Raw genomic sequence first — 25,937 nt, forward strand, 5'->3', positions numbered from 1 at the left:
GCACGCTCCCCCTTGCAGACGTTTAAACAATACTGCCCTTGGCCAGAACGATGGGGTAGGTGGCGTGGCCCATCAGGGTGCGGTCCGCCAGGACCTCCACATCCTTATCCGCGATGATATAGGAAAGCTGCGCGTTCTTCCGCACCACGTCCTCCTTGAACAGGACGCAGTTGCGCACCACGGCGCCTTCCTCCACCACCACGCCGGGGAACAGGACGGAATTCTCCACCGTGCCCTCGATGCGGCAGCCGTCGGCCACCAGGGAATTCACACAGCGGCCATTTGCCCCTACGTAAGTGGAGGGCTTGTCGGCGCCCTTGGCCCGGATGGGCCGCTCCGGGGTAAACAGCTCCGCCCGGATGGCGGGGTCCAGCAGCTGCATGCTGCGGTCGTAATACTCCTGCACGGAGCGGATCTGGGCCGCGAAGCCGCCCCAGACGTAGCTGTGCAGGTACAGGGAATCCTTCCGGGTCTGCAGCTCCTTCCGCCAGCTGAACTGGTCCCGGGCGGAGCACTCGTCCACGATCTCGCACAGCAGCTTCTTGGAGAGGATGTACACCTCCAGGCCCCGGTAGCCCCGGGGGGTATGCAGGTGGTAGAGGACCTCGGTGATGCGGCCGTCCCGGTTCATCTCGAAATAGGTGCCGTCCTCGGTGGCGAAGCTGTCGTTCCCACAGACCACGGTCACGTCCGCGCCGGACTTGATGTGGCTTTCAAAAATGTCCGTCATGGGCAGGTTCACCACCAGGTCGCCGTCCATCAGGGCCACATAATCCTGCCGGATCTCGTCTAGGTAGGTGCGGACGCCCGCCAGGGCCTCGATCTTGCCCCGGAAGGGCATGACGCCCCAGTCCTTCTGATAGTTGAAGGGAGGCAGGATGCGCAGGCCGCCGCGCTTGCGGCTCAGGTCCCACACCTTGCCGGTGCCCAGGTGGTCCAGCATGCTCTGATACCGGCCGTTGAGCACGATGCCCACATCGGTGACGCCGGCGTTCACCAGGTTGGACAGGGCGAAGTCCACCGCCCGGTAGCGGCCGCCGAAGGGGATGGACGCCGCGGAGCGGATCTCGCCCAGCTCCCGCAGGTCGTTGCGCTTTTCATAGGAAAAGATGATACCGTGCAGTCCGTTCATTTGGACACCTCCTCACCGTTGCGGTTCAGCATGATGCCGGGGGCCACCCGTTTGCCGCTCTCCACGGCGCAGCCGGGCGCCAGCACCGTCAGCCCCCAGGGGTCCGGCGCCGTGGCCTCCGGCGTGCCGCCCACATGGCAGTCACGGCCGATATGACAGCCCTCGCCCAGGATGGCGTACTCCACTACCGCGCCGGGCTCCACCACGGTGCCGGGCAGCAGCACGGAGTAGCTGACCCGCGCGCCCTCGCCCACCGTCACGTTGGGAGACAGGACGGAGTTTTCCACGGTGCCCTGGATGTCGCTGCCGCGGTTGAAAGCACTGTGGGTCACCTTGGCGTTCCGGCCCAGGAAGGTGGGCGGCGCGTTGACGGAGCGGGCGTAGATGGGCCAGGACTCATCGCTCAGGTCCAGACCGGACTCCGGGGACAGCATGTCCATATTGGCGTCCCACAGGGAGACCAGCGTGCCCACGTCCTTCCAGTAGCCCTCGAAACGGTAGGCGGCCATCCGCTCGCCGTTATTCAGCATGGCGGGAATGACGTTCTTGCCGAAGTCGTTTTCGGAATTGGGGTCGGCCTCGTCCTCCGTCAGGTACTTGCGCAGCGCCTTCCAGGAGAACACGTAGATGCCCATGGAGGCCAGGTTGCTCTTGGGCTCCTTGGGTTTTTCGGCGAATTCGGTGATCATGTCATCACCGTCCACCGCCATGATGCCGAAGCGGGAGGCCTCGTTCCAGGGCACCTCCATGACGGAGATGGTGCAGGCGGCGCCCGCCGCTTTATGCCGCGCCACCATGTCGGAGTAATCCATCTTGTAGATGTGGTCGCCGGAGAGGATCACCACGTACTCGGGGTCATACAGGTCGATAAAGCCGATATTCTGATAAATGGCGTTGGCCGTGCCCTTGTACCAGGTGCCGCCCTTGCTGCCCTGGTAGGGGGGCAGGATGTGGACGCCGCCGTTGGAACCGTCCAGGTCCCAGGGCTGGCCGCTGCCGATGTAGCTGTTCAGCTCCAGCGGGCGGTACTGGGTCAGCACGCCCACGGTGTCGATACCGGAATTGGTGCAGTTGGAAAGGGGGAAGTCGATGATGCGGTACTTGCCGCCGAAGGGCACGGCGGGCTTCGCCATGTCCCCTGTCAGGACGTACAGCCGGCTGCCCTGGCCGCCGGCCAGCAGCATGGCAATGCATTCTTTCTTCATGGTTTCTCCAGCTCCTTTGCCTCTTTTTTCTTCCTGGGCTTGGGTAATTTGCCTTCACCCCGCAGGAACACCGCGCCGAAGGCCGGGATGCGGATGGCCGCGGACTGCTCCTTGCCGTGGGAGGGGATGCGCTCCACCAGCACGGGCTCGGTATCACCGAAGCCGTCTCCGCCGTACTCCACGGCGTCGGTATTGAACACGGGGATATACTTCCGGCGGGCAGGCACGCCCAGCCGGTAGTTTTCATAGGTGTTGGGCGAGAAGTTGACGGCGCACATCAGGTCCCGGCCCTTCTTGTCCTTGCGCAGGAAGACCACCACGTTGTTCTGGTTGTCGTCGGGCACCAGCCACTCAAAGCCCTCCCAGCTGAAGTCGATCTCCCACAGGGCCTTTTCCTTTTTGTAGAAGGCGTTGGCGTCCTTGAAGAATTGGTGGATCTTCTGGTTGACGGGCTTTTCCAGCAGATACCAGTCCAGAGACTGGTTGGAGTTCCACTCCCGCCACTGGCCCAGCTCCGCGCCCATGAACAGCAGCTTCTTGCCGGGGTGGGCCAGCAGATAGGCGTAGAAGCCCCGGGTGCAGCGGAGCTGGTTTTCGTAGTCGCCGGGCATCTTCCCCACCACGGAGCCCTTCATATGCACCACCTCGTCGTGGGAGATGGGCAGGACGAAGTTCTCCGAGAAGGCGTACATCATGGAGAAGGTGATGTCCTTGTGGTGATACTGGCGGAACCAGGGGTCCATCTTCAGGTAGTGGCACATGTCGTTCATCCAGCCCATGTTCCACTTCAGGTTGAAGCCTAAGCCCCCGATGTCGGCGGGCCGGGTCACCATGGGCCAGGCGGTGGATTCCTCGGCGATCATCAGCACGCCGGGGTCCACGGAAAAGGCCATGGCGTTCAGCTCCCGCAGGAAGTCGATGGCCTCCAGATTCTCATGTCCGCCGTATTTGTTGGGCGTCCAGGCGCCGCCCTGTCGGTCGTAGTCCAGATACAGCATGGACGCCACGGCGTCCACCCGCAGGCCGTCGATGTGATATTCCTCCAGCCAGAACCGGGCGGAGGAGAACAGGAAGCTCTTGACCTCGGGACGGCCGTAGTCAAAGACCCGGGTGCCCCAGGAGGCGTGCTCCCACTTGTTGGGGTCGCTGTACTCGTAGCAGCAGCTGCCGTCGAACTGGTAGAGGCCCTGCTCGTCCTTGCAGAAGTGGGCGGGCACCCAGTCCAGAATGACGGAGATGCCGTTTTTGTGCATGTGGTCCACGAACCACATGAAGTCATGGGGCGTGCCGAACCGGGAGGTGGGGGCGAAATACCCGGTGCTCTGGTAGCCCCAGGAGTCGTCCAGCGGATGCTCCGTCACCGGCAGCAGCTCGATGGCGGTGTAGCCCATCTCCTTCACGTAGTCCGCCAGCTGTTTGGCCAGATCCCGGTAGTCGATGAAGTCGCCGTTGTCCCGCCTGCGCCAGGAGCCCAGGTGGACCTCGTAGATATTCAGGGGGGAATCGTAGACCTGGTGCTTCTGCTTTTTCTCCCGGAAGGACTTGTCCGTCCATTTGAAGCCGCCGATGTCATACAGCTTGCTGGCGGTGGCGGGCCGGGTCTCCGTGTGGAAACCGTAGGGGTCCGCCTTCATATGTACCTTGCCGTCGCAGCCCAGGACGGCATATTTATAAGCGGTGTAAGGTTCCAGGCCGGGGATGAAACCCTCCCAGATCTCTCCCTTCCGGGTGAGGCGGTTCGCGTCCTGGTTCCAGCCGTTGAAGTCTCCGACCACGGACACGCTCTGGGCGTGGGGCGCCCAGACCCGGAACATCCATCCGGCCTTCCCTCTCCGTTCGGCCGGATGGGCGCCGAACCAGCGCCACCCGTCGGTCAGCGTGCCGCCATGGAACAGCGCGGCCTGATCGTCTTTTGCGTTTTTCGCCATGAGTGCTCCTCTCCCCGCCGGATGCCCGGGGGTCTTTCGTTGTTTATTTGCAGAATTTTCCTATGGGCACAGTGCGTTGTATTATATATATTATACGTCCTGCCCGAAAAAGCGTCAAGGACAGTCCCGTCAAAAAAGAGCTGTTCTTTTGGTTTATTCAGCCAATTTCTTTGCCATTTTCACGATATTTTTTGTTTACCTTTAGCAAATTTTTCAAATCTTTCCACGATTTTACAGCCTTTTTACTTTCCCGGACCTCTTATTGATTTTACCGTGTCTGTCTGTTACAATAAGTTGAATTTTGTCATATCCCTTCGGAGGTCTCATTTTTATGCTGGACAACGTGGTCTCCCTGTTTACCAACTTCAAGGTGGAGGGCTTTCCCCTGTGGGTGATCCTTCTCATCTGCGCAGGCGTTTTCCTGGCTTCCTTTATGGACGCTATCGCCGGAGGCGGCGGCATCATCTCCGTGCCCACCTACCTCATCGCTTTCTCCGGTCTGCCCGCCTATTACGCCCTGGGCACCAACAAGCTCTCGGCGGGCATCGGGACGGTGTTCTCCACCGCCCGGTTCATCAAAAACGGATATGTGAACTGGCGGCTGGTCACTCCCGCCATCTTCCTGGCGCTGCTGGGCTCCATGGGCGGCACCTGGCTCCAGCTCCGCACCCCGGATGTGATTTTGAAATACCTGCTGCTGGTGGTCCTGCCGGTGGTGGCCTTCGTCACGCTGCGGAACCGGGAGTGGCCCGACGAGCCGGGCAAGATGGACTTCAAAAAGCAGGCCGCCATCGTTTGGGCAGGCGCCCTGGCCATCGGCATTTACGACGGGTATTACGGCCCCGGCACCGGCACCTTTCTGATGCTCATTTTCATCCGCCTTGCTAAAATGGACACCCGCCATGCCGCCGGCAGCGCCAAGGTCATCAACCTGTCCTCCAATATCGGCAGCCTGTGCGCTGCTCTGGCGGCCGGCAAGGTGTTCGTCGGCGTGGGGTTGATCGCCTCTGTTGCCTCCATCGCGGGGCACTATATCGGCTCCGGTCTCGCCATCAAAAACGGCAGCAAAATCGTCCGTCCCACTGTCATCGCCGTTTTGCTTCTGCTGACGCTGAAGGTGGGCAGTGAGCTGCTGTTCCCCGAATTCTGGAACTGAAGCCCCTTTCCCCGGAAAACTCAATATCCCTACCAAAGCCCGACGTCCGCCGGGCTTTTTTGCGCGCCTCTCCCCTGTTTTTGACCGCCGGGCAGCAGGGAAAAGGGAAAAACGGAACATAATAATGGGGCATCAAACAATGCGAGGTAAGCGTATGAAAAAAACATGGACCCTCCCCATGCAGATCCTGCTCGCCCTGGTTCTGGGCATCGCGGCCGGCCTGGTCTGCGGGCTCGCGGGCCTCGGCGATTTTACCGTGAATTACCTGAAGCCCTTCGGCGATATATTTGTCAACCTGCTGAAGTTCATCGTGGTCCCCGTGGTGCTGTTCTCCATGATCGGCGGCATCCTGTCCATGGACGACATGAAGAAGGTCGGCGCCGCCGGCGTCAGGACCGTGGCCTATTTCCTGTGCAGCACCGCCGTCGCCTGCGTCATCGGCCTGGCGCTGGCAAGCCTCTTCGACAGCGCCGGCCTGTTTCCCAACCTGGCCGGCGATGCCCAGTCCGCCGAATATGAGGCCGCGGAGTACGGCGGCTTCCTGTCCACTCTGGTCTCCATTTTTCCCACCAACATGTGGCAGTCCTTCTCCAGCGCCAACATGCTGCAGGTCATTGTCATCGCCCTGCTTTTCGGCGGCTCCATCATGGCCGCCGGTGAAAAGGCCAGACTGTGCCGGGACATCGTGGCCTCCGTCTACGCCGTGATCGAAAAGCTGATGGCCTTCGTCATCGGCCTGGCCCCCATCGGCGTGTTCACCTATATAGCCTGGGTGGTCGCCACCCAGGGCACCGCCATTCTGGGTTCCCTGGCCCTGGTGCTGCTGTGCGCCTATATCGGCTATATCGTCCACGCCGTAGTGGTGTACTCCGTTTCCGCCAAGGTCTTTGCCGGCGTCAGTCCCGCCGCCTTCTTCAAGGGCGCTTCTGCCGCCATGATCCTCGCCTTCACCTCCGCCTCCTCCGCCGCCACCCTGCCGGTGTCCAAGGAGTGCGCCGACAGCATGGGCGCCGACAGCGGCATCTCCGCCTTCGTGCTGCCTCTGGGCGCTACTATCAACATGGACGGCACCGCCATTTACCAGTGCGTGGCCGCCGTGTTCCTGGCCTCCTGCGCCGGGATGCGCCTGTCCATCGGCCAGATGGCCCTGGTGGTCGTCACCGCGACCCTGGCCTCTGTCGGCACCGCGGGCGTCTCCGGCGCCGGCATGCTCATGCTGGCTATGGTGCTGGAGGCCATCGGCATCCCCGTGTCCTATATCGGTCTCATCGTCGCCGTGGACCGGCTGTTCGACATGGGCCGCACCTGCCTGAATGTCACCGGCGATATTGCCTGTTCCCTGTGCGTTTCCAGGTGGGCGGGCAAAAAGGCGTAGATCCCGGCACTTTTTCACGGTTTCCAAATATCTCCAGCCGTCCCTCCGGCATAAGGCGGAAAATATTGAGGATACTACCAGTTGTCAACTGATACAGCAATTCACGAAAAGGAGTTTTCGATATGAAGGCAACTGGAATCGTGCGGCGGATCGATGATTTGGGCCGGGTCGTCATTCCGAAGGAGATCCGCCGCACTATGCGCATCCGGGAGGGGGACCCCCTGGAGATCTACACCAGCCGGGACGGGGAGGTCATTTTCAAGAAATACTCCCTGCTGGGCGGTGTGGAGGATTTTGCCGGGCAGCTCTGCGAAACCATGAGCCGCTCCACCGGCTGCATCTGCGCCGTCACCGACCGGGACACCGTCATCGCCGTGGCCGGCGGCGGCAAGCGGGAGCTGTTGGGCAAGCGCATCACCCCGGAGCTGGAGCAGATCATGGAGAGCCGCCGCATCTACCAGTACAGCGGCGAGGACCAGCCCATCCCCGTCTCCGACAGCACCGACAAGCTGATGACCAGCGTGGCCGCCCCCATTCTGGCGGAGGGCGACCTGCTGGGACTGGTGCTGTTTATCGGAACCGCCCCCGGCACCGCCACCGGCGACGCGGAGTTCAAGCTGGCCCAGACCATCGCCGCGTTCCTGGGGCGGCATATGGAGGGCTGACCAACGGCAGGAGGCGGGCGCACCGGCGGCTCCCGCCTCCTGTTTTTCGCCCCTCTGCCCGCGCCCTGCGGACGGATGTTTTCCCCTCAAATAGTCCCTTTTCCCGGAACAACCCCCGTTTTTGGGCGGTTCTGCCGGAAAGCAGCAGAAATATTGGGGCAAAAAGTCGGCGGATTTTGTGGGATTTGACGTTGACAGCACCCTGTCCGCAATGGTAAACTCCAAACAACAAATCAATCATCGGCAAAGGCGCTGATGGAGAAAAGTACCGCAGACGTTCGGTTCAGTGAGCGGGGGACAGTGGAAACCCCGTACCAAAGAATCTGCGCGAAGAACACTCCGTAGCTGCAATCCGAACGCGGGTTTCCGTTAGTAAGTGCGACGAGTTGTGACCGTTACATCACACGGGCTTGTTGGAGCCTTGAAGGTGACCGTCCCCGTCAGAGGGGAGGTAAATTAGGTGGCACCGCGGATAGCAGCTATTCGTCCTAAAATTTTAGGATGTAGCTGCGTTTTTTTGTTATGCGGAGCATAACAAAACACTTTATGCGCCAACGCCTCGCCCCTTCGGGGCAACCGGCGGTTGATGCGCAAGTCTATCTGGAGGTGCTTTTATGTGTTCCATCATGGGTTTTTCCAAGAAGACCTACACCAAGGAAGAAATTCGTCCCTATTTTGACCGCACCGTCTCCCGCGGCCCCGACATGAGCCGCATCATTGAAACCCCGTCCGGTTACCTCTGCTTCCACCGCCTGGCCATCATGGGCCTGACGGAGGCCGGTATGCAGCCCTTTGAGCTGGACGGCGACTACGTGGTCTGCAACGGCGAGATCTACGGCTTCCGCCCCCTGAAGCGGCAGCTGGCTGAAAAAGGCTACGAGTTCAAAAGCGGCAGCGACTGTGAAATTCTGCTGCCCCTGTTCCGGGAATACGGCCTGTCCATGTTCTCCCGGCTGGACGCCGAGTTCGCCCTCATTATTTACGATTCCATGACCGACTCCCTCATCGCCGCCCGTGACCCCATCGGCATCCGCCCCCTGTTCTACGGCTACGACAAGGACGGCGCCATCATGTTCGCCAGCGAAGCCAAGAACCTCATCGGCCTGTGCAAGGAAGTCTGCCCCTTCCCTCCCGGCCACTATTACGCCTACGGCAAGTTCGTCCGCTACGCTGACCTGACCACCGTCCGCAGCTACTCCGGCGACGATTTGGAGACCGCCTGCAAGCATATCCGCGACAAGCTGATCGCCGGCGTTGACAAGCGGCTGGACGCCGACGCCCCCCTGGGCTTCCTGCTCTCCGGCGGCCTGGACTCCTCCCTGGTGTGCGCCATCAGCGCCATCGTGCTGGGAAAGAAAATCCGAACCTTCGCTATCGGCATGGATAAGGACGCCATCGACCTGAAGTACGCCCGGGAAGTCGCCGACTACATCGGCGCCGACCACACCGAGGTCTACATGACCCGCCAGCAGGTGCTGGACTCCCTGGAGGAGGTCATCGCCATGCTGGGCACGTGGGACATCACCACCATCCGGGCCAGCATGGGCATGTACCTGTGCTGCAAGGCCATCCATGAGCAGACCGACGTCCGCGTCCTGCTGACCGGCGAGATCTCCGACGAGCTGTTCGGCTACAAGTACACCGACTTCGCCCCCAGCGCCCAGGCCTTCCAGGACGAGGCCAAGAAGCGGGTGGATGAGCTTTACATGTACGATGTGCTCCGGGCCGACCGTTGCATTTCCGTCAACTCCCTGGAGGCCCGGGTTCCCTTCGGCGACCTGGACTTCGTAAAATACGTTATGAGCATCGATCCCAAGCTGAAGCTGAACACCTACGACATGGGCAAGTACCTGCTGCGCCACGCCTTCGAGAAGGACCACCTGCTGCCCGACGACATCCTGTGGCGCCAGAAGGCCGCCTTCTCCGACGCCGTGGGCCACTCTATGGTGGACGACCTGAAGGCCTACGCCGAGGAGAAATACACCGACGAGGAGTTCGAGACCCTGCGCCGCAAGTACGACTACTGCACGCCCTTCACCAAGGAGAGCCTGCTGTACCGCGAAATTTTCGAGAAGTATTATCCCGGCCAGGCACCGATGATCAAGGATTTCTGGATGCCCAACAAATCCTGGGAGGGCTGCAACGTCAACGACCCCTCCGCCCGTGTTTTGGCAAACTACGGTGCCAGCGGCAAGTAAAGCGGCAAAAAGTTAGAAGTATTACCTATTGTTTTCCCGCAATTTTATGATACGATTCTATATAGAAATATAGGAGGATGAAACGTATGAGTACACCTGAAAAGCTCCCCGAACTGTTCGGCAGCCTGGTCTTTAACGAGGAGACCATGAAGGAACGCCTCTCTTCCGCGTCTTACAGTGCCTGGAAGAAGTGCGTCACCGAGGGCACTTCCCTGGACATCGGCACCGCCAATGAGATCGCCGAGGCCATGAAGCAGTGGGCCGTGGAAAAGGGCGCCACCCATTTCACCCACTGGTTCCAGCCCATGACCGGCGTCACCGCCGAGAAGCACGACAGCTTCATCTCCCCCGTGGGCGGCGGCAAGATCATCATGGAATTCTCCGGCAAGGAGCTGGTCCGCGGCGAGCCCGACGCCTCCTCCTTCCCCTCCGGCGGCCTCCGCGCCACCTTCGAGGCCCGCGGCTACACCGCCTGGGACCCCACCTCCTTCGCCTTCATCAAGGAGGGCTCCCTGTGCATCCCCACCGTGTTCTGCTCTTACTCCGGCCATGCGCTGGATAAGAAGACCCCCCTGCTGCGCTCCATGGACGAGGTCTCCCGCCAGGCCATCCGCATCCTGCGGCTGTTCGGCGACACCGAGACCAAGCGCGTCACCGCCCAGGTCGGCCCCGAGCAGGAGTATTTCCTGATCGACAAGGAGCTGTACAACCAGCGCGAGGACCTGCGGATGACCGGCCGGACCCTGTTCGGCGCCAAGCCTCCCCGGGGCCAGGAGCTGGAGGATCACTACTTCGGCGCCATCAAGCCCCGCGTCGCTGCCTACATGAAGGACCTGGACGAGGAGCTGTGGAAGCTGGGTGTGCTGAGCAAGACCAAGCACAACGAGGTCGCTCCCTCCCAGCATGAGATGGCCCCCATCTTCTCCGACGCCAACACCGCCTGCGACCACAACCAGCTGGCCATGGAGATCATGAAGAAGGTGGCCGACAAGCACGGCCTGGTCTGCCTGCTCCATGAGAAGCCCTTCGCCGGCGTCAACGGCTCCGGCAAGCACGACAACTGGTCCCTGGGCACCGACACCGGCAAGAACCTGTTCAAGCCCGGCTCCACCCCCAGCCAGAACGCCCAGTTCCTGCTGTTCCTGGCCGCCTTCATCAAGGGCGTTGACGAGTATCAGGACTTCCTGCGGGCCACCGTCGCCTTCCCCGGCAACGACCACCGTCTGGGCGCCCAGGAGGCTCCTCCCGCCGTCATCTCCATCTTCCTTGGTGATGAGCTGAACGGCGTTGTGGAGTCCATCATCAAGGGCACCGAGTTCAAGGAGGCCGGCAAGCGCAACCTGGAGATCGGCGTGGACGTTCTGCCCGCCATCCCCCAGGACAACACCGACCGCAACCGTACCTCTCCCATGGCCTTCACCGGCAACAAGTTCGAGTTCCGTATGCTGGGCTCCTCCCAGTCCATCTCCGGCCCCAACATCGCCCTGAACACCATCATGGCCGAGGAGCTGAAGCAGTTCGCCGACGAGCTGGAGAAGTCCAAGGACTTCCAGGCCGACCTGTCCAAGCTCATCAAGAAGACCTTCACCGAGCATCAGCGCATCATCTTCAACGGCAACGGCTATGAGGACGCCTGGATCAAGGAGGCCGAGAAGCGCGGCCTGTGCAACCTGACCTCCACCGCCGACGCCCTGCCCATGTACACCGCCAAGAAGAATGTGGACCTGTTCGTCAAGCACGGCATCTACACCAAGGAAGAGATCAATGCCCGTGCCGAGATCCACATTGAGAACTACTCCACCGTCATCTCCATCGAGGCAAACACCATGGTGGATATGATCCGTCACGACATCCTGCCCGCCGTCTCCGGCTACGCCACCGACCTGTGCGAGCGCGCCGCCAGCAAGGACGCCCTGGGCGTTGCCTGCAAGTACGAGACCTCCACCGCCAAGGAGATCGCCAAGCTGACCGACTCTCTGATGGCCGACTGCGACAAGCTGGAGAAGGACATGGCCAAGATGCCCGCCGACGCAAAGAAGGCTATGGTCTACTGCCACGACACCATCATTGCCGACATGACCAAGGCCCGCGAAGCCGCCGACAAGCTGGAGACCCTGACCGCCAGTGACTACTGGCCGTTCCCCGTGTACTCCGACCTGCTGTTCAGCGTCTGATACTTTCCAAGGGGGAGTCCGCTCCCCCACCCCCTCTTCTTTTTTCTTTTTCATTTTCTTCCTTTTTAAAAAACAAGCGCAACGGAGCGCCGAAGCTCCGTTGCGCTTGTTTTTGATTTTGTCCGGCCTCGAGCCGGAATCGGGGAGGTCAACACTCCCCTGTTCCCCTCTTTCTTTTGGCCCCGCCGTGCTTCCCAGCGGCGGGGCCGCCCTTCTTTTTTCAGCGTTTTCCGCCGGACTTATACCAGACTTCCATGAAAAGTGGACAAAGTCTGCATGAGACGGCGTCTGCGCTCTTTGCGCAGATGGGTGACGCTTTAAGCGGCGCCTTTCCAATAAAAAGTATCTGCTTTTTATTGGAAAACAGTATTACAAAATAAGATCAAACCCCAGCGCCAGAAGTGCGGTAAAGATCCCGCAGATGCCGACAGCAAGGCCGCTCATGGCGCCCTCCGTCTCGCCCATCTCCAGGGCCTTGGCCGTGCCCAGGGCATGGCTGCAGGTGCCGATGCCCAGGCCCGCCGCCACGGGGTCCTTTACCCGGAACAGCTTCACCAGGAAGGGCGCCGCCAGATTGCCCAGGATGCCGGTGACGATGACCGCCGCCACCGTGATAGGGACGATGCCGCCGTGTCCCTCCGACACGGCCGTGGCGATGGGCGTCGTCACGGATTTGGGCAGCAGGGACGCCGTCATGTCCTTATCCAGACCGAACAGGCGGCTCAATACCAGAATGCTGCCGATGGACGTCACCGTGCCGGCCAGACATCCCGCCAGCACCGGCAGCCAGTACTTTTTCAGCAGGTCCATCTTGGCATAGACCGTCACCGCCATGCAGGCCGTGGCTGGCCCCAGAAACAGATTGATGAGGCTGCCGCCCTGGTAATAGTCCTCATAGGGGATATGGAACACCGTCAGGACGGCGATGATCAGGGCCACCGTGATGAGCATGCTGTTGCAGACCACAAGGCCCGTCTTTTTCTGGGCCCTGACACCCACCCAGTAGGCCACGATGGTCAGCGTGATGCCAAAAAAGGGAGAGCTTGCCAGTTCACTCATTCCGCCGCCCCCTTCCGCTTCTCCAGCAGGCGGCAGGTCAGCCGCACGGCCCACGCCGCGGCAGCAAAGGTCAGCACCGTGGAGACCACGCAGATCACCAGAAACGGCGCGGCGTTGTCCCGGATCACATCGATGTAATTCACAATGCTGACAGACACCGGGACGAAGAAAAAGCTCAGATTCCCCAGCAGAAAGTCCGCCTTTTCCCGGATATGGTCCACCTTGACCGCTTTCAGCACCAGCAGCGCCAGCAGCAGCAAAAGGCTGATGACACTGGCGGGAAACGAAAAGGGCAGCACCGCCTCGATGCACTGGCTGACCCAGTACAGGCCAAACACAATACCGATCTGCAGTAAAATCTTCAACTCTACCACGACCTTTTTGCAAAATCCGTTTTCTATTGTATGGGTTTGGCCGTTGGAAGTCAAACGAATTTCCACTTTTCGGCAGATCGGGCAAGGCCCCGCCGCAAATGCGGCGGGGTCTTGTCAGATCTGTCAAAGATATTTCTTCAATTCTTCCCGAAAATCCGGGTGGGCGATGGAGATCAGGGCCCTGGCCCGCTCCAGGGTGCTTTTGTAGCGCAAGTCCACCACGCCGTACTCGGTGGCGACATACTGGACGCAGGTGCGGGGCGTGGTGACGATGCTGCCGGGCGCCAGCTGGGGAACGATCTTGGAGTGAAGCACGCCCTGCCGGTCCCGGTAGCTGGAGCGCAGGGCAATGATGCTCTTGCCCCCCTTGGACCACTGGGCGCCCAGCACCCACTCCAGCTGGCCGCCGGTGCCGGAATACTGGCGGGGGCCGATGCTCTCCGCGTTCACCTGGCCGGTGAGGTCGATCTCCATGGCGTTGTTGATGGACACCACCCTGTCATTCCGGGCGATGTTCCGGGGGTCGTTGGTCCACTGGATCTCCTTCTGGCAGAAGGCCGGGTTGTCCCGGGCGAAGTCCCACAGCCGCCTGTCCCCGATGAAGTAAGCTCCCGCCGAGCGGCCGGGGCAGGTCTGCTTGCGGCTGTTGTTGATGATGCCCCGTTCCATCAGGTCCACCACGCAATTGCTGATAACCTCTGTCTGGATGCCCAGGTCCTTTTTCCCGGCGTAGGCCAGGCACTCGCCCACGGCGTTGGCAAGACCTCCAAGACCGAACTGAACACAGGCGCCGTCGGGCACCAGCTCCGCGATGTGGCCGGCGATGACCCGGTCGATCTCCGCCGTGGGCACCGGCGGCGTCTCGGCCACAGGACGGCTGTTCTCCAGAAGTATGTCCGCCTCGGATACGTGGAACAGCATGTGGGCCTCGCCGTCACTGGCAAAGAAGGGCAGCTGGTCATTGATCTCCACGATGACTACCTCCGCCTGCTCCAGGGCCCGGCGGGAAACATCGCTGCCCCACAGGGAGCGGCTCATCCAGCCCTGTTCATTCGGTGCGGAGCAGGTGATGGCCACCACCCTGGGGCTCCGGGAGATCTGCCAGTCTCCGGTTGCGCTGAGATGTGTAGGCACAAATTGAATGTTTCCCTGGGACGCCAGCACCCGCTCTCCGGAGAAAAAGTTACTGTGGAAGGTCAGCAGATCCTTGTTCTCCGGTGCCAGCAGCGAGGTGTCCAGAGGCAGAAACAGACCGTTGACCTGCACACGGCCCCCTATGACCCGCAGGTGCTTGGTCAGCGCCGCGTCAAATGCGTAAGGCCAGTTGGCAGAGGCCGACATCACCAACACGTCCCCGTCCCGGATGCAGGCGGCTGCCTCCTCCGGCGTCATCAGCAGGGCCCGGTACTGCTCCTGCCAGCTCCCGTGCCCCGCCATACGTCCCTTTCGAACCGGCATACATGAACGCATAACATCCTCCCAGATACGATTTGATCTTTTGCCGTACAATGTTAAAATCATACTCCTTTCTGTAAAAAAACGCAACGGTGCCAGACCCATCTCGAAAAAATGTTATAAATATCGAAAATCCATGAATTTTTCCTTGCAACTCCTGACGCCCCATGTTATACTGTGGCCGTTCAGGAGCTTTGGAGGTAACTGCCATGCAAAAACGCAGCCATACCCTTCTGGCCTCCGCCCTTCTGCGGAGTCAGGAAGGCTTTGACGCCAGACGGTTTGAGCTGGCTTTTCTGTTCGGCTCTTTCCAGCCGGACTGCAATCCTTTCAGTTACCTGAAGGGCTCCCTCCGGGCCAGGAAGTTCGGCGGGCACAACTACACCAATTCCCACGATTATATCATCGCCCACATCGAACGCCTGCAGCGGCGCCGCACCGCATGGACCATGTGGCAGTATTACACGCTGGGCAAGCTGACCCATTATCTGGCGGATGCTTTCACCTATCCCCACAACGAAAATTTCCCCGACACCATGCTGGACCACCACCGCTACGAGACGGACCTCCGCCAGTATCTGGCAGGCTACCTGGCCCACAAAAACCCCCGGCGGCTGAAGAGCTGCCAGGAGCTGACCGCCGCCCTGGAGGAGCTTCACGAACAGTACATGGCCGCTCACGCCACCATGAACCGGGATATTCGCTATATCCTGCAAGCCACGGAATTGCTGATGGCAGGCTGTGTTCCCACCGCCTGATTTCGTCAGAAAGCGCATTTCCCCCGTTCTTTTTCCGTTTATTTTTGGATAGATTTACAATTTCCTTTTCCCGGCCGAAGTGTTATGCTTTAAACATCTAAAGAACCCAGAAGGAGCACCGCCTGTTATGACCAACACCGCCCGCACTGCTGAATACCGCTACTTTAGCTTTACCTACTTTTATGGTAAGGCTTATTTCGGTTTGGCTGAAAGCGTGCGTGTGTAAGTCGGTTTTCCAAAAACTGTTCGTACATGAAGGCCCGCAGCCAACCGGCTGCGGGCCTTTTTCACACCAATACCCGTCAAAATAAGGAGGAACTTATTATGATCGTCATTCTGAAACAAAATCCAAACCGTGACCAGCTGGAAAGCCTCATCGCCTGGCTCCAGGAAAAAGGCGTCACCATCCACACCAGCATCGGCGAAGCCCACACCATCCTGGGTCTGGTGGGAGACACCTCCAAGCTGGACATCGACCTGATCTCCGCCCTGGACATCGTAGAGGATGTGAAGCGCGTCCAGGAGCCTTACAAGAACGCCAACCGCAAGTTCCACCCCGAGGACACCGTCATCCAGGTGGGCAACACCCAGATCGGCGGCGGCAACCTGACCATCATGGCGGGCCCCTGCTCCGTGGAGAGCGAGGAACAGGTGGTGGCCATCGCCAAGGCTGTCAAGGCCAGCGGCGCAACCATGCTCCGCGGCGGCGCCTTCAAGCCCCGCACCTCCCCCTACTCCTTCCAGGGCCTGGGCGCCACGGGCCTCGAGTACCTGAAGATCGCCCGGCAGGAGACCGGCCTGCCCATCGTCACCGAGCTGATGGACCTAAGCCAGCTGCCCCTGTTCAAGGATGTGGACGTCATCCAGATCGGCGCCCGGAACATGCAGAACTTCGATCTGCTGAAGGCTGTGGGCCATCAGGACAAGCCCGTGATGATCAAGCGCGGTATGTCCGCCACCTATGAGGAGTGGCTGATGAGCGCCGAGTACGTCATGGCCGGCGGCAACGAAAACGTCATCCTCTGCGAGCGCGGCATCCGCACCTTTGAGAGCTACACCCGCAACACTCTGGATCTGGCGGCCATTCCCGTTCTGAAAAAGCTGACCCATCTGCCCATCATCATCGACCCCAGCCACGCCACCGGCAAGAGCTGGCTGGTGGAGCCCCTGGCCATGGGCGCCGTGGCCACCGGAGCCGACGGCCTCCAGATCGAGGTCCACAACGACCCCGCCCATGCCCTGTGCGACGGCCCCCAGTCCCTGAAGCCCGAGGTGTTCGATCCCCTGGCCAGAAAGCTGCTGAAGCTCCACGAAATGATGAAGACCCTGGAGGGCTGAGCGCATGAAGGTTGGTATCGTCGGCCTGGGGCTCATCGGCGGCTCCATGGCAAAAAGCACCAAGGCCCGCACCGCCCACACGGTCTGGGGCGTTGACCTGGACGCCGAGACTATGACCATGGCCCGGATGTGCGGCGCCATCGACGCACCGCTGACGGATGAAAACCTGCCCCAGTGTGACCTGATCCTGGTGGCCATCCGTCCCGGCGCCGCCGTTGAATGGGTGCGGCGGAACGCGGACATCATCAGCCGGTCCGCCATACTGGTAGACCTGTGCGGTGTGAAGCGCGTTGTGGTGGAGGGCATCGGCCCCATCGCCGAGCAGCACGGCTTCGCCTACATCGGCGGCCATCCCATGGCCGGTAAGGAACGGGGGGGCTTTACCGCCGCCACCGATGACCTGTATGTGGGCGCCTCCATGATCCTGACGCCGGACCGGCGGACGGATATGCAGCTTCTGGAAACGCTGAAGAGCTTTTTCCTGGACATCGGCTTTGCCGGCCTGACCTTCTCCGACCCGGAGGAGCATGACCGCATCATCGCCTTTACCTCCCAGCTGGCCCATATCACCTCCAGCGCCTACGTGAAGTCTCCCGAGGCCCAGCGCCGCCGGGGCTTCTCCGCCGGAAGCTTCCAGGACATGACCCGCGTGGCCCGGCTGGACGAGGACATGTGGACGGAGCTGTTCCTGGACGACGCCGACTACCTGACGAAGGAGCTGGGCGAGCTGATCCGCCACCTGACGGAATATCAGGAGGCTCTGGAGGCCCGGGACGCGGAAAAGCTCCGCGCCCTGCTGAAGGATGGCCGGGAAAAGAAGGCCACCGCGGGCGGGAACTGACGCCTTCGAGGGGGAGCAGGCTCCCCCTTGACCTCCCCCACCCCCAGTGACATCGGTCACTGGTGTGTGCGCCCCAGGGTCGCACGGGTCAAGGTATTTCTGTCAGGCACATGTCCTGACAAAAATGATTGAAATTTCTTCATTCGCCGCTGGCGAATAAACTGGGGGAAAGCGGCGAAGCGCCGCCTGTGGCGGAAGAAGCGAGCCGCTTTCGAGGCAGCGGCACGATTGGCGGCTCCGGCAGGAGCCGGGAATCGTAACGCCGCAACGGTGCTAACCGAAGGTTTCCCCTAGACCCCTTTCCTGTGGGGGCTCCCCCAGAAATTTTGTTTCCATATTATAATAAGGAGGGACCCTATGTCCTCCATTCAGACCATCCAAGTCCATACCGCCCCCGCCTATGAAGTGTCCATCGGCGGCGGGCTGCTGCATACCTGCGGCCAGCGCCTCCGGGAGGTGCTGGCCCCCTGCCGCGTTGCCGTCATCACCGACAGCACCGTGGCCCCCTTATATCTCAAGACGGTGACCGGCAGCCTGGAGGGTGCCGGGTTCACCGTCTGTTCTTATATCTTCCCCGCCGGGGAAGGCAGCAAGAATTTTACCACGCTGTCCGCTATTCTGGAATTTCTGGCGAAGCAGCGGCTGACCCGCACGGACTGCGTCGCGGCCCTGGGCGGCGGCGTTACCGGAGACATGGCCGGCTTTGCCGCCGCCTGCTACCTCCGGGGCATCCGCTGCGTCCAGCTGCCCACCACCCTTCTCTCCGCCGTGGATTCCTCCGTGGGCGGCAAGACCGCCATCGACCTGAAGGCGGGCAAAAACCTGGCGGGAGCGTTCCTGCAGCCCGCCGCCGTGCTGTGCGACACCGACTGCCTCCGCTCCCTGCCTCCGGAGGTCTTTGCCGACGGCGCCGCTGAAGCCATCAAGACCGGCGTGCTGGATGACGAGAGCCTGTTCGCCCTCTTTGAGGACGGCACCCTCACCGCCGCGCCGGAGGAGGTCATCGCCCGGTGCGTGGGGTACAAGGCCGGGGTCGTGGAGCGGGACGAAAAGGAGCAGGGCGAGCGCCGCCTGCTGAACCTGGGCCACACGGTGGGCCACGCCATTGAAAAATGCAGCGGCTACGCCATCCCCCACGGCCACGCCGTGGCGGCGGGTCTGGCCGTCATCGCCCGAAGCGCCGAGGCCCTGGGCTGGACCGAGGAGCCCGTCGCCGCCCGCATCGCCGCCTGCCTTGCCAAAAACGGCCTGCCCACCGGCACGGATTTCTCCGCCGAAGCTCTGGCCGAGGCTGCTCTGGCGGACAAGAAGCGCACAGGCGGGGACATCACGCTGGTCATTCCGAAAAAAATCGGCGTCTGTGAATTGAAGAAAGTCCCGGTGGCGGAGCTGCTGCCTATCATCCGGGCGGGACTGGAGGGCTGAAATGGACATTCGCATCATCCCCCAAAAGCTGCGCGGCGCTGTAACGCCTCCCGCCAGCAAGTCCATGGCCCACCGGGCGGTGCTGGCAATGGCGCTGGCAGGCGGAACAGGCACCCTCTCCAATCTCAGCGACTCCCAGGACATTCAGGCCACGAAACGCTGCGTGGCGGCATTGAAAGACCCCCGGCCCGAGGGCGAACTGCCCTTCCTGGACTGCGGCGAATCCGGTTCCACCCTCCGCTTTCTCATTCCCATCGCCCTGGCGGTGGCGGGTGGCGGCGTGTTCACCGGGCACGGCCGCCTGATGGAGCGGCCCCAGCAGCCTTACTTCGATATTTTTGACGAAAAGGGGATTTTTTACGGGCAAACGGACGGCGTGCTCACCGTCCGGGGCACGCTGACCCCCGGCGTGTACCGTCTTCCCGGCAATGTGTCCAGCCAGTTCGTTACGGGCCTGCTGTACGCCCTGCCTCTGCTGCCGGGAGACTCCACCATAGAAATCACTACGCCGCTGGAGTCCGGCGGATATGTGGACATGACGCTGGACATGCTGGAAAAGTTCGGCATTTCGGTGCAAAACAAGAACTATGCGGTGTTTCATATTCCCGGAAATCAGGTATACCAAGGCCGGGACATCACCGTGGAGGGCGACTGGTCCCAGGCGGGTTTCTGGTACGCCGCAAACTTTTTGGATAACCAGGTCGCCATTCAGGGCCTGAACGCCGATTCCACCCAGGGGGACCGGGTGGTGGCCTCCCTCTACTGGAAGCTGGCAAAGCCCGGGGATACGGACATCGATGTGTCCGGCTGCCCCGACCTGCTGCCGCCCCTGGCGGTGATGGCGGCGGTGCGGAGCGGGACCACCCGCTTTGTGAACGCCGCGCGGCTCCGCATCAAGGAGAGCGACCGCCTCGCCACCACCGCCGCTCTGCTGAACGCCCTGGGCGGACACGCGGAGGAAGGGCCGGACAGCCTGACCGTCCGCGGCGTTCCCGCCTTTTCCGGCGGCACCGTGGACGGTGCCAACGACCACCGCATCGTCATGGCGGCGGCCATCGCCGCCACCCGCTCCTCCGCCCCGGTGACCATTCTGGGGGCGGAAGCGGTCCGAAAATCCTACCCCTCCTTCTGGGAGGACTACAAACAGCTGGGAGGTGTTTTTGATGTCTTCTGAATTCGGAAAGCTGCTGCGGGTGTCGGTGTTCGGCCAGTCCCACGGCAAGGCTATCGGTGTGAACATTGACGGTCTCCCTGCGGGAGAAGCCATCGACATGGACGCTCTGAACGCTTTCCTGGACCGGCGGAAGCCGGGAAAGAGCCGTCTGTCCACACAGAGACGGGAAGCGGACGCCCCCATTTTTTTATCAGGGATAGAAAAGGGTGTCACCTGCGGTTCACCGCTGTGCGCCATGATTGAGAACAGCGACCAGCATTCCTCGGATTACAGTGAGCTTGCCGATAATCCCCGGCCCTCCCACGCGGACTACACCGCCTGGGTGAAGTGGGGCGGGCAGGCCGACATGCGGGGCGGCGGCCACTTCTCCGGCCGCCTGACGGCTCCGCTGTGCATCGCCGGCGGCATCGCCAAGCAAATTCTGGCCCGCCGGGGCGTGTATGTGGGGGCCCACCTGTCCTCCGTCGGCACGGAAAACGATTCCGCTTTCCCCCTGCGGCCCACCGCCGTCCTCTTTGACGAGGTGGCCGCCAAGCCTTTCCCCGTGCTGGACGACCGGGCCGGGGAGCGGATGCAGGCCCTCATTCTGGAGGCCCGGCAGAACCTGGACTCCGTGGGCGGCGTCATTGAATGCGCCGCCGTCGGCATCCCCGCCGGGCTGGGCGACCCCATGTTCGACGGTATCGAGAACCGCCTGGCGGCGGCCCTGTTCGGCATCCCCGCCGTGAAGGGCGTGGAGTTTGGCCTGGGCTTCGGCTCCGCCCGGCTCCACGGCTCGGAGAACAACGACCCCTTCACCGTGGAAAACGGGCAGATCGTCACGGAGACGAACCGCGCCGGAGGCATCCTGGGCGGCATCACCACCGGAATGCCCATCACGCTGCGGGTGGCCATCAAGCCCACCCCGTCCATTTCCCAGGCCCAGCGGACCGTCAGCCTGTCGGCAAAAGAGCCGGCGGAGCTGGTGATCCGGGGCCGCCACGACCCATGCATCGCCCACCGGGCCGTCCCGGTGGTGGAGGCCGTCACCGCGACGGTATTACTTGATCTACTTTTGGAGGGACATCATGGAACTTTCTGAAATTCGCACAAAAATCGACGCCGTGGACGACCAGCTGCTGGACCTGTTCCTGCAGCGCATGGAATTGTCCGAAGAGGTGGCCGCCTATAAAAACGAGCACAACCTGCCCATTTTGAACAAGGCCAGAGAGCGGGAGATCCTGGCCAAGGTCACGGAAAAATCCGGCGAGAAGGAGCGGTATGCCTACCACCTGTTCTCCACCCTCTTTGAGCTGGCCCGCTCCCGGCAGGCGGAGCTGATCAACGCTCCCACCCGGGTCCAGTCCCAGGTGGAAGCATCCCTGGCCGCCGGCGGCCCCGTGTTCCCTCAGACGGGCCTGGTGGCCTGCCAGGGCGTGGAGGGCGCCAACTCCCAAGTGGCCTGCGACCGCATCCTGCCCCGGGGCAACATCGTGTACGTCAAGACCTTTGAGGCGGTGGTCTCCGCCGTGGAATCCGGCCTGTGCAAATTCGGCGTGCTGCCCATCGAGAACAGCTCCAATGGCTCCGTCCGCGCCGTTTACACCCTGCTGCAGGAGCACAACCTCTCCGTTGTCCGCTCCACCCGGCTGTGCATCCGCCACGAACTGCTGGCCAAACCGGGCGTGAAGATGAGCGATATTACGGAAATTTACTCCCATGAGCAGGCGCTGGGGCAGTGCAGCAAGTTCCTGAACGGTCTCAACGGCGTCCGGGTCATCCCCTGCGACAACACCGCCATGGCCGCCAAGATGGTTGCCGAGAGCGGAAACCGCCACGCCGCCGCCATCTCCTCCCATCCCTGCGCCGCGCTGTACGGCCTGGAGTGCATCAGCGACGCCATTCAGGACAGCGACAACAACTACACCCGGTTCTTCTGCATCGCGAAAGACCCCGTCATCTACGCCGGCGCCAACCGCATCAGCCTCATCATCGCCTGCGACAACAAGCCCGGCGCCCTGTATGAGATCCTGTCCAAGCTGGCCGCATTGAACATCAACATGACCAAGCTGGAATCCTGCCCGGTCAGCGGCCGGAATTTTGAGTTCATCTTCTTCCTGGAGCTGGAGGCCTCCGTTCAGGACCCCAGCGTTCTGCCCATGCTCCGGGAACTGGAACGCAGCTGCGCCAGCTTCAATTTCCTGGGCAGCTACACGGAAGTCTGAGCCATGGCCGGGAAAATTTACGGCCTGCTGGGACGCAAGCTGGGGCACAGCTGGTCCGTGCCCATCCACACCGCCCTGGGCTGCGGAGGCTACCGGCTCATAGAGCTGGAGCCGGAGGAGCTGGAGGGCTTTCTCAGCCAGCCGAACATCGGCGGGCTGAATGTCACCATCCCCTACAAGCGGGATGTGATGCCTTTCTGCGACGTCATCGACCCGCTGGCCCAGGCCATCGGCAGCGTCAACACCCTGACCCGCCGGGCCGACGGGAAGCTGTACGCCTTCAACACTGACGCCGCCGGCTTCTGCTGGATGGTGGAGCGGGCAGGCATCTCCTTCGCCGGGAAAAAGGCGGTGGTGCTGGGCAGCGGCGGCGCTTCCCTCACCGCCGTGGCCTGCGCGAAAAAGCTGGGCGCCCGGGAGGTGGCGGTCATATCCCGCTCCGGGCCTGACAACTACACCAACCTGGACCGCCACGATGACGCGGACATCGTGGTGAACACTACGCCGGTTGGGATGTACCCCAACACCGGCGCCGCGGCGGTGGACCTGACGGCTTTTCCCCGCTGCCGGGGCGTGCTGGACGTAGTCTACAACCCCCGGCGCACTGCTCTGCTGCTGCAGGCCGAGGCGCTGGGCATCCCCTGCTCCGACGGACTGCCCATGCTGGTTGCCCAGGCCAAGGCCGCGGAAGAGCATTTCTTTGAAAAGTCCATTCCGGACAGCGAAAATGAGCGTATCCTGGCCATGCTGCGGCAGGAGTGCACCAACATCGTCCTCATCGGAATGCCCGGCTGCGGAAAATCCACTGTCGGCCAGGCGCTGGCGGAGCTGACGGGCCGGGAGGCCATCGACATCGACCAGCGCATCGTGGAACGGACCGGCCGCCCCATCCCGGAGATCTTCGCCCAGGACGGCGAGGCCTCTTTCCGGGCGCTGGAGCGAGAGGAGACGGCGGAGGCCGGCAAGCTGTCCGGCAAAATCATTCTGACCGGCGGCGGCGTCATCAAGGATGAGCGGAACTACGCTTCCCTGCATCAAAACTGCCGCATTTACCACCTCATCCGGGACTTGAACGTCCTGCCCACCGACGGCCGTCCCCTGTCCCAGGGGGCCGACCTTGGTGCCATGTGGAGAGAGCGGGAGCCGCTGTACACCCGGTTCCGGGACGCGGTCATCCGGAACGACGGCACGGTCCGGGAAGCCGCGCAGGAAATTTGGAGGGATTTTTGTGAAAATTCTGGTACTTAACGGGCCCAACATGAACATGCTGGGCATCCGCCAGCCGGAGATCTACGGCAAGGCCACCTATCAGGACCTGTGCGGCATGCTTCAGGCTGAGGCGGACAAGCTGGGCGTGGAGATCAGCTTCTTCCAGTCCAACCATGAGGGCGCGCTGGTGGACGCCATCCAGCAGGCCTATTTCGACAAGGTGGACGGCATCATCATCAATCCGGCGGCCTACACCCACACCAGCGTGGCGCTGCTGGACGCAGTAAAGGCGGTGGGCATCCCCACGGTGGAGGTCCACGTCTCCGACCCGGACAGCCGGGAGGAGTTCCGGCATGTATCCTACATTCGTGCCGCCTGCGTGGGGACCATCCGGGGCCACGGCCTGCCGGGGTATCTGGAAGCCCTTCATCTTCTGTGCGGGAGAAACTAAGCAGCCAAAACACCGCAGTTTAAATGAACTGCGGTGTTTTTTTCGCAAAAAAGGACTGCCGCGGAAGCGGCAGTCCTTTTTTCATAACGGAGACTGGCAAAACTCCGTCATTCACTTGAAATTACTTCTTGGCCTCAGCGGGCTTCTTGTTGGACAGAGCCTTGACACCCTCGATGACCAGAACCACAGCCAGGATCACCAGGACGGCAGAGAACAGGCACTGCAGAACGTCGGCGGCCACGGTGGGATTCTCGGGAGGAGTGATCAGACGGCCCAGCTTGGTCTTGAAGGTGATGATCAGGGAGGTCACGGTAGCGGCCAGCATGAACACCATGGGGATGTAGAACATCTTGTTGTTCTTGCCGATGTTGCCCAGCCAGGCAGCGGAGGCCAGCAGAGCCAGAGCAGCCAGCAGCTGGTTAGCAGCACCGAACAGGGGCCAAATCAGGCTGTAACCACCGGTCATCAGGATGCCGCCGATCACGACGGTGATGAGGGTAGCCACAAAGGGATTGGAGATGGCCTTCTTGAAGCCGGTCAGGTTCTCCACGCTCTCGCCCTCGTCCACGAAGAACTCCTGGAGCATGTAACGGGCCAGACGGGTGGCAGTATCCAGAGAGGTCAGGCAGAAAGCGGAGACAGCCAGGATCAGCACGGAGTACATGACATCATAGGGCAGGCCCATGGTCTGCAGCATGGTGGCAATACCGGTGGCGAACACCTGGGTGGGAGTGCCGGAAGGCATAGCGCCGTCAGCGAACAGGAAGGACACGCAGATCAGGGAGATCACGGCCAGGCCGCACTCGATCAGCATGCCGCCGTAGCCGATAGCCATGGCGTCCTTTTCGTTGTCCAGCTGCTTAGCGGTGGTACCGGAGCCGACCAGAGAATGGAAGCCGGAGATAGCGCCGCAGGCCACGGTGATGAACAGAACGGGGAACAGCTGGCTGTTGCCGTTGATGCCGCCGAAGCCGGTGAAAGCGGGCAGGTTCATGGTGGGGTGAGCCACCACGATGCCCAGGACAGCCAGGATGATCATACCGTACAGCAGGAAGCTGTTCAGGTAGTCACGGGGCTGCAGCAGGATCCAAACAGGAGTGACGGAGGCGATCAGGATGTAAGCCAGAACGAAGATCTCCCAGAAGGTCTTGCTCAGGTGGATGGGGCACAGGTAACCAACGACAATGCAGAGCACCAGAGCAGCCACGCCGATGACGGTGGACACACCCAGAGGAGCATTGCGGCGATAGACCAGGAAGCCGAACACGATAGCCAGCACGATGAACAGCATGGAGATCATGGCGGTACGGCCGTTAGCCAGGTTGTAAGCGTCGCTGCCTGCCGGGCCGGAAGCAAAGGTGCCGACCACGATGGAACCGAAAGCGGCAACCACCAGCAACAGGGTCAGGTAAGCGAACACCAGGAACAGCTTCTTGCCACGACGGCCGATGTTGACCTCGATGACGTGGCCGATGGACTTGCCCTCATGACGGATGGAGGAGAACAGAGCGGCAAAGTCATGGGTGGCGCCGAAGAAAACGCCGCCGATCAGGATCCACAGCAGAACGGGCACCCAACCGAAGATAGCGGCCTGAATGGGGCCGTTGATGGGGCCGGCGCCTGCGATGGAGGCGAAGTGGTGGCCCAGCAGGACAGGCGCCTTAGCGGCGACGTAGTCATTGCCGTCAGCCATGGTGTGAGCGGGGGTCTCCTTGGAAGGATCGACACCCCACTGCTTAGCCAGCCATCTGCCATAGAACAGATAGCCGCAGACCAGCACGACGATGCTGATCAGCAGGATAACGAGTGAGTTCAT

General features: G+C 61.7%; 21 protein-coding genes. 14 read left to right on the forward strand and 7 right to left on the reverse strand.

Annotated elements, in window-relative coordinates; all coding sequences use genetic code 11:
- Window positions 1–22: 22 nt before the first annotated feature.
- The 3 genes from glgD to glgB are packed head-to-tail and all read right to left on the reverse strand — an operon-like array spanning window position 23 to window position 4,265.
- Window positions 23–1,132, reverse strand: a complete 1,110-nt coding sequence (gene glgD / locus JQM68_RS02385) for a glucose-1-phosphate adenylyltransferase subunit GlgD (RefSeq protein ID WP_235221314.1) — start codon at window positions 1,130–1,132, stop codon at window positions 23–25.
- Window positions 1,129–2,337 carry a glucose-1-phosphate adenylyltransferase gene (locus JQM68_RS02390; protein ID WP_235221315.1) on the reverse strand — a complete coding sequence of 403 codons (1,209 nt, stop codon included), beginning with the start codon at window positions 2,335–2,337 and terminating at the stop codon, window positions 1,129–1,131. Before JQM68_RS02390 ends, glgD begins: the two co-directional genes overlap by 4 nt.
- Window positions 2,334–4,265, reverse strand: a complete 1,932-nt coding sequence (glgB, locus tag JQM68_RS02395) for a 1,4-alpha-glucan branching protein GlgB (protein ID WP_235221316.1) — start codon at window positions 4,263–4,265, stop codon at window positions 2,334–2,336. The genes JQM68_RS02390 and glgB overlap by 4 nt, the downstream gene beginning before the upstream one ends.
- A gap of 331 nt (window positions 4,266–4,596) precedes the next feature.
- On the opposite strand from glgB, the gene JQM68_RS02400 reads away from it, so the two are divergent.
- The 5 genes from JQM68_RS02400 (at window position 4,597) to JQM68_RS02420 (ending at window position 11,833) form a co-directional block, all read left to right on the forward strand.
- Entirely contained in the window at window positions 4,597–5,421 is an 825-nt protein-coding gene (locus tag JQM68_RS02400; protein ID WP_235221317.1) for a sulfite exporter TauE/SafE family protein, read from the forward strand.
- Between the two features lie 154 nt (window positions 5,422–5,575).
- Window positions 5,576–6,796 carry a dicarboxylate/amino acid:cation symporter gene (locus JQM68_RS02405; RefSeq protein ID WP_235221318.1) on the forward strand — a complete coding sequence of 407 codons (1,221 nt, stop codon included), beginning with the start codon at window positions 5,576–5,578 and terminating at the stop codon, window positions 6,794–6,796.
- Window positions 6,797–6,918: 122 nt separating this feature from the next.
- Window positions 6,919–7,461, forward strand: a complete 543-nt coding sequence (locus JQM68_RS02410; protein ID WP_235221319.1) for a stage V sporulation T C-terminal domain-containing protein — start codon at window positions 6,919–6,921, stop codon at window positions 7,459–7,461.
- 614 nt (window positions 7,462–8,075) lie between these two features.
- Window positions 8,076–9,659 (forward strand): asparagine synthase B, encoded by a 1,584-nt coding sequence (asnB, locus tag JQM68_RS02415; protein ID WP_235221320.1) that lies wholly within the window; start codon window positions 8,076–8,078, stop codon window positions 9,657–9,659.
- An 86-nt stretch (window positions 9,660–9,745) separates the two neighbouring features.
- Complete coding sequence (locus JQM68_RS02420) at window positions 9,746–11,833, forward strand: glutamine synthetase III family protein (protein WP_412758445.1); 2,088 nt, start codon at window positions 9,746–9,748, stop codon at window positions 11,831–11,833.
- A gap of 369 nt (window positions 11,834–12,202) precedes the next feature.
- Here the strand turns inward: JQM68_RS02420 and JQM68_RS02425 are convergent, their stop codons facing one another.
- From JQM68_RS02425 to JQM68_RS02435, 3 genes are all read right to left on the reverse strand, one after another.
- A complete protein-coding gene (locus JQM68_RS02425) occupies window positions 12,203–12,892 on the reverse strand; it encodes an LrgB family protein (RefSeq protein WP_235221322.1) in 690 nt (229 codons plus the stop codon).
- On the reverse strand, window positions 12,889–13,257 hold the full coding sequence (locus JQM68_RS02430; RefSeq protein WP_235221323.1) for a CidA/LrgA family protein: 369 nt from the start codon (window positions 13,255–13,257) through the stop codon (window positions 12,889–12,891). Before JQM68_RS02430 ends, JQM68_RS02425 begins: the two co-directional genes overlap by 4 nt.
- A gap of 132 nt (window positions 13,258–13,389) precedes the next feature.
- Window positions 13,390–14,724, reverse strand: coding sequence for an acetyl-CoA hydrolase/transferase family protein (locus JQM68_RS02435; protein WP_235221324.1), 1,335 nt, complete (start codon window positions 14,722–14,724; stop codon window positions 13,390–13,392).
- Window positions 14,725–14,930: 206 nt separating this feature from the next.
- Between JQM68_RS02435 and JQM68_RS02440 the strand changes: the two genes are divergently transcribed.
- The 9 genes from JQM68_RS02440 (at window position 14,931) to aroQ (ending at window position 24,121) form a co-directional block, all read left to right on the forward strand.
- Complete coding sequence (locus JQM68_RS02440; RefSeq protein ID WP_235221325.1) at window positions 14,931–15,479, forward strand: zinc dependent phospholipase C family protein; 549 nt, start codon at window positions 14,931–14,933, stop codon at window positions 15,477–15,479.
- Between the two features lie 324 nt (window positions 15,480–15,803).
- Window positions 15,804–16,817 carry a 3-deoxy-7-phosphoheptulonate synthase gene (aroF, locus tag JQM68_RS02445; protein ID WP_235221326.1) on the forward strand — a complete coding sequence of 338 codons (1,014 nt, stop codon included), beginning with the start codon at window positions 15,804–15,806 and terminating at the stop codon, window positions 16,815–16,817.
- 4 nt (window positions 16,818–16,821) lie between these two features.
- On the forward strand, window positions 16,822–17,658 hold the full coding sequence (locus JQM68_RS02450; RefSeq protein WP_235221327.1) for a prephenate dehydrogenase: 837 nt from the start codon (window positions 16,822–16,824) through the stop codon (window positions 17,656–17,658).
- Window positions 17,659–18,015: 357 nt separating this feature from the next.
- Window positions 18,016–19,083 (forward strand): 3-dehydroquinate synthase, encoded by a 1,068-nt coding sequence (gene aroB / locus JQM68_RS02455; protein WP_235221328.1) that lies wholly within the window; start codon window positions 18,016–18,018, stop codon window positions 19,081–19,083.
- Window position 19,084: 1 nt separating this feature from the next.
- On the forward strand, window positions 19,085–20,257 hold the full coding sequence (locus JQM68_RS02460; protein ID WP_235221329.1) for a 3-phosphoshikimate 1-carboxyvinyltransferase: 1,173 nt from the start codon (window positions 19,085–19,087) through the stop codon (window positions 20,255–20,257).
- Window positions 20,247–21,338, forward strand: coding sequence for a chorismate synthase (gene aroC / locus JQM68_RS02465; protein WP_235221330.1), 1,092 nt, complete (start codon window positions 20,247–20,249; stop codon window positions 21,336–21,338). The genes JQM68_RS02460 and aroC overlap by 11 nt, the downstream gene beginning before the upstream one ends.
- Complete coding sequence (locus JQM68_RS02470) at window positions 21,325–22,461, forward strand: bifunctional chorismate mutase/prephenate dehydratase (RefSeq protein WP_235221331.1); 1,137 nt, start codon at window positions 21,325–21,327, stop codon at window positions 22,459–22,461. Before aroC ends, JQM68_RS02470 begins: the two co-directional genes overlap by 14 nt.
- Window positions 22,462–22,464: 3 nt before the next feature.
- A complete protein-coding gene (locus JQM68_RS02475) occupies window positions 22,465–23,709 on the forward strand; it encodes a shikimate kinase (protein ID WP_235221332.1) in 1,245 nt (414 codons plus the stop codon).
- Window positions 23,690–24,121 (forward strand): type II 3-dehydroquinate dehydratase, encoded by a 432-nt coding sequence (aroQ, locus tag JQM68_RS02480; protein WP_235221333.1) that lies wholly within the window; start codon window positions 23,690–23,692, stop codon window positions 24,119–24,121. The genes JQM68_RS02475 and aroQ overlap by 20 nt, the downstream gene beginning before the upstream one ends.
- Before the next feature lie 121 nt (window positions 24,122–24,242).
- Here aroQ and JQM68_RS02485 read toward each other — a convergent pair whose 3' ends face one another.
- On the reverse strand, window positions 24,243–25,937 hold the full coding sequence (locus tag JQM68_RS02485; RefSeq protein WP_235221334.1) for a carbon starvation CstA family protein: 1,695 nt from the start codon (window positions 25,935–25,937) through the stop codon (window positions 24,243–24,245).

This window comes from Oscillibacter valericigenes (assembly GCF_021531435.1).
GTDB lineage: Bacteria > Bacillota > Clostridia > Oscillospirales > Oscillospiraceae > Oscillibacter > Oscillibacter valericigenes_B.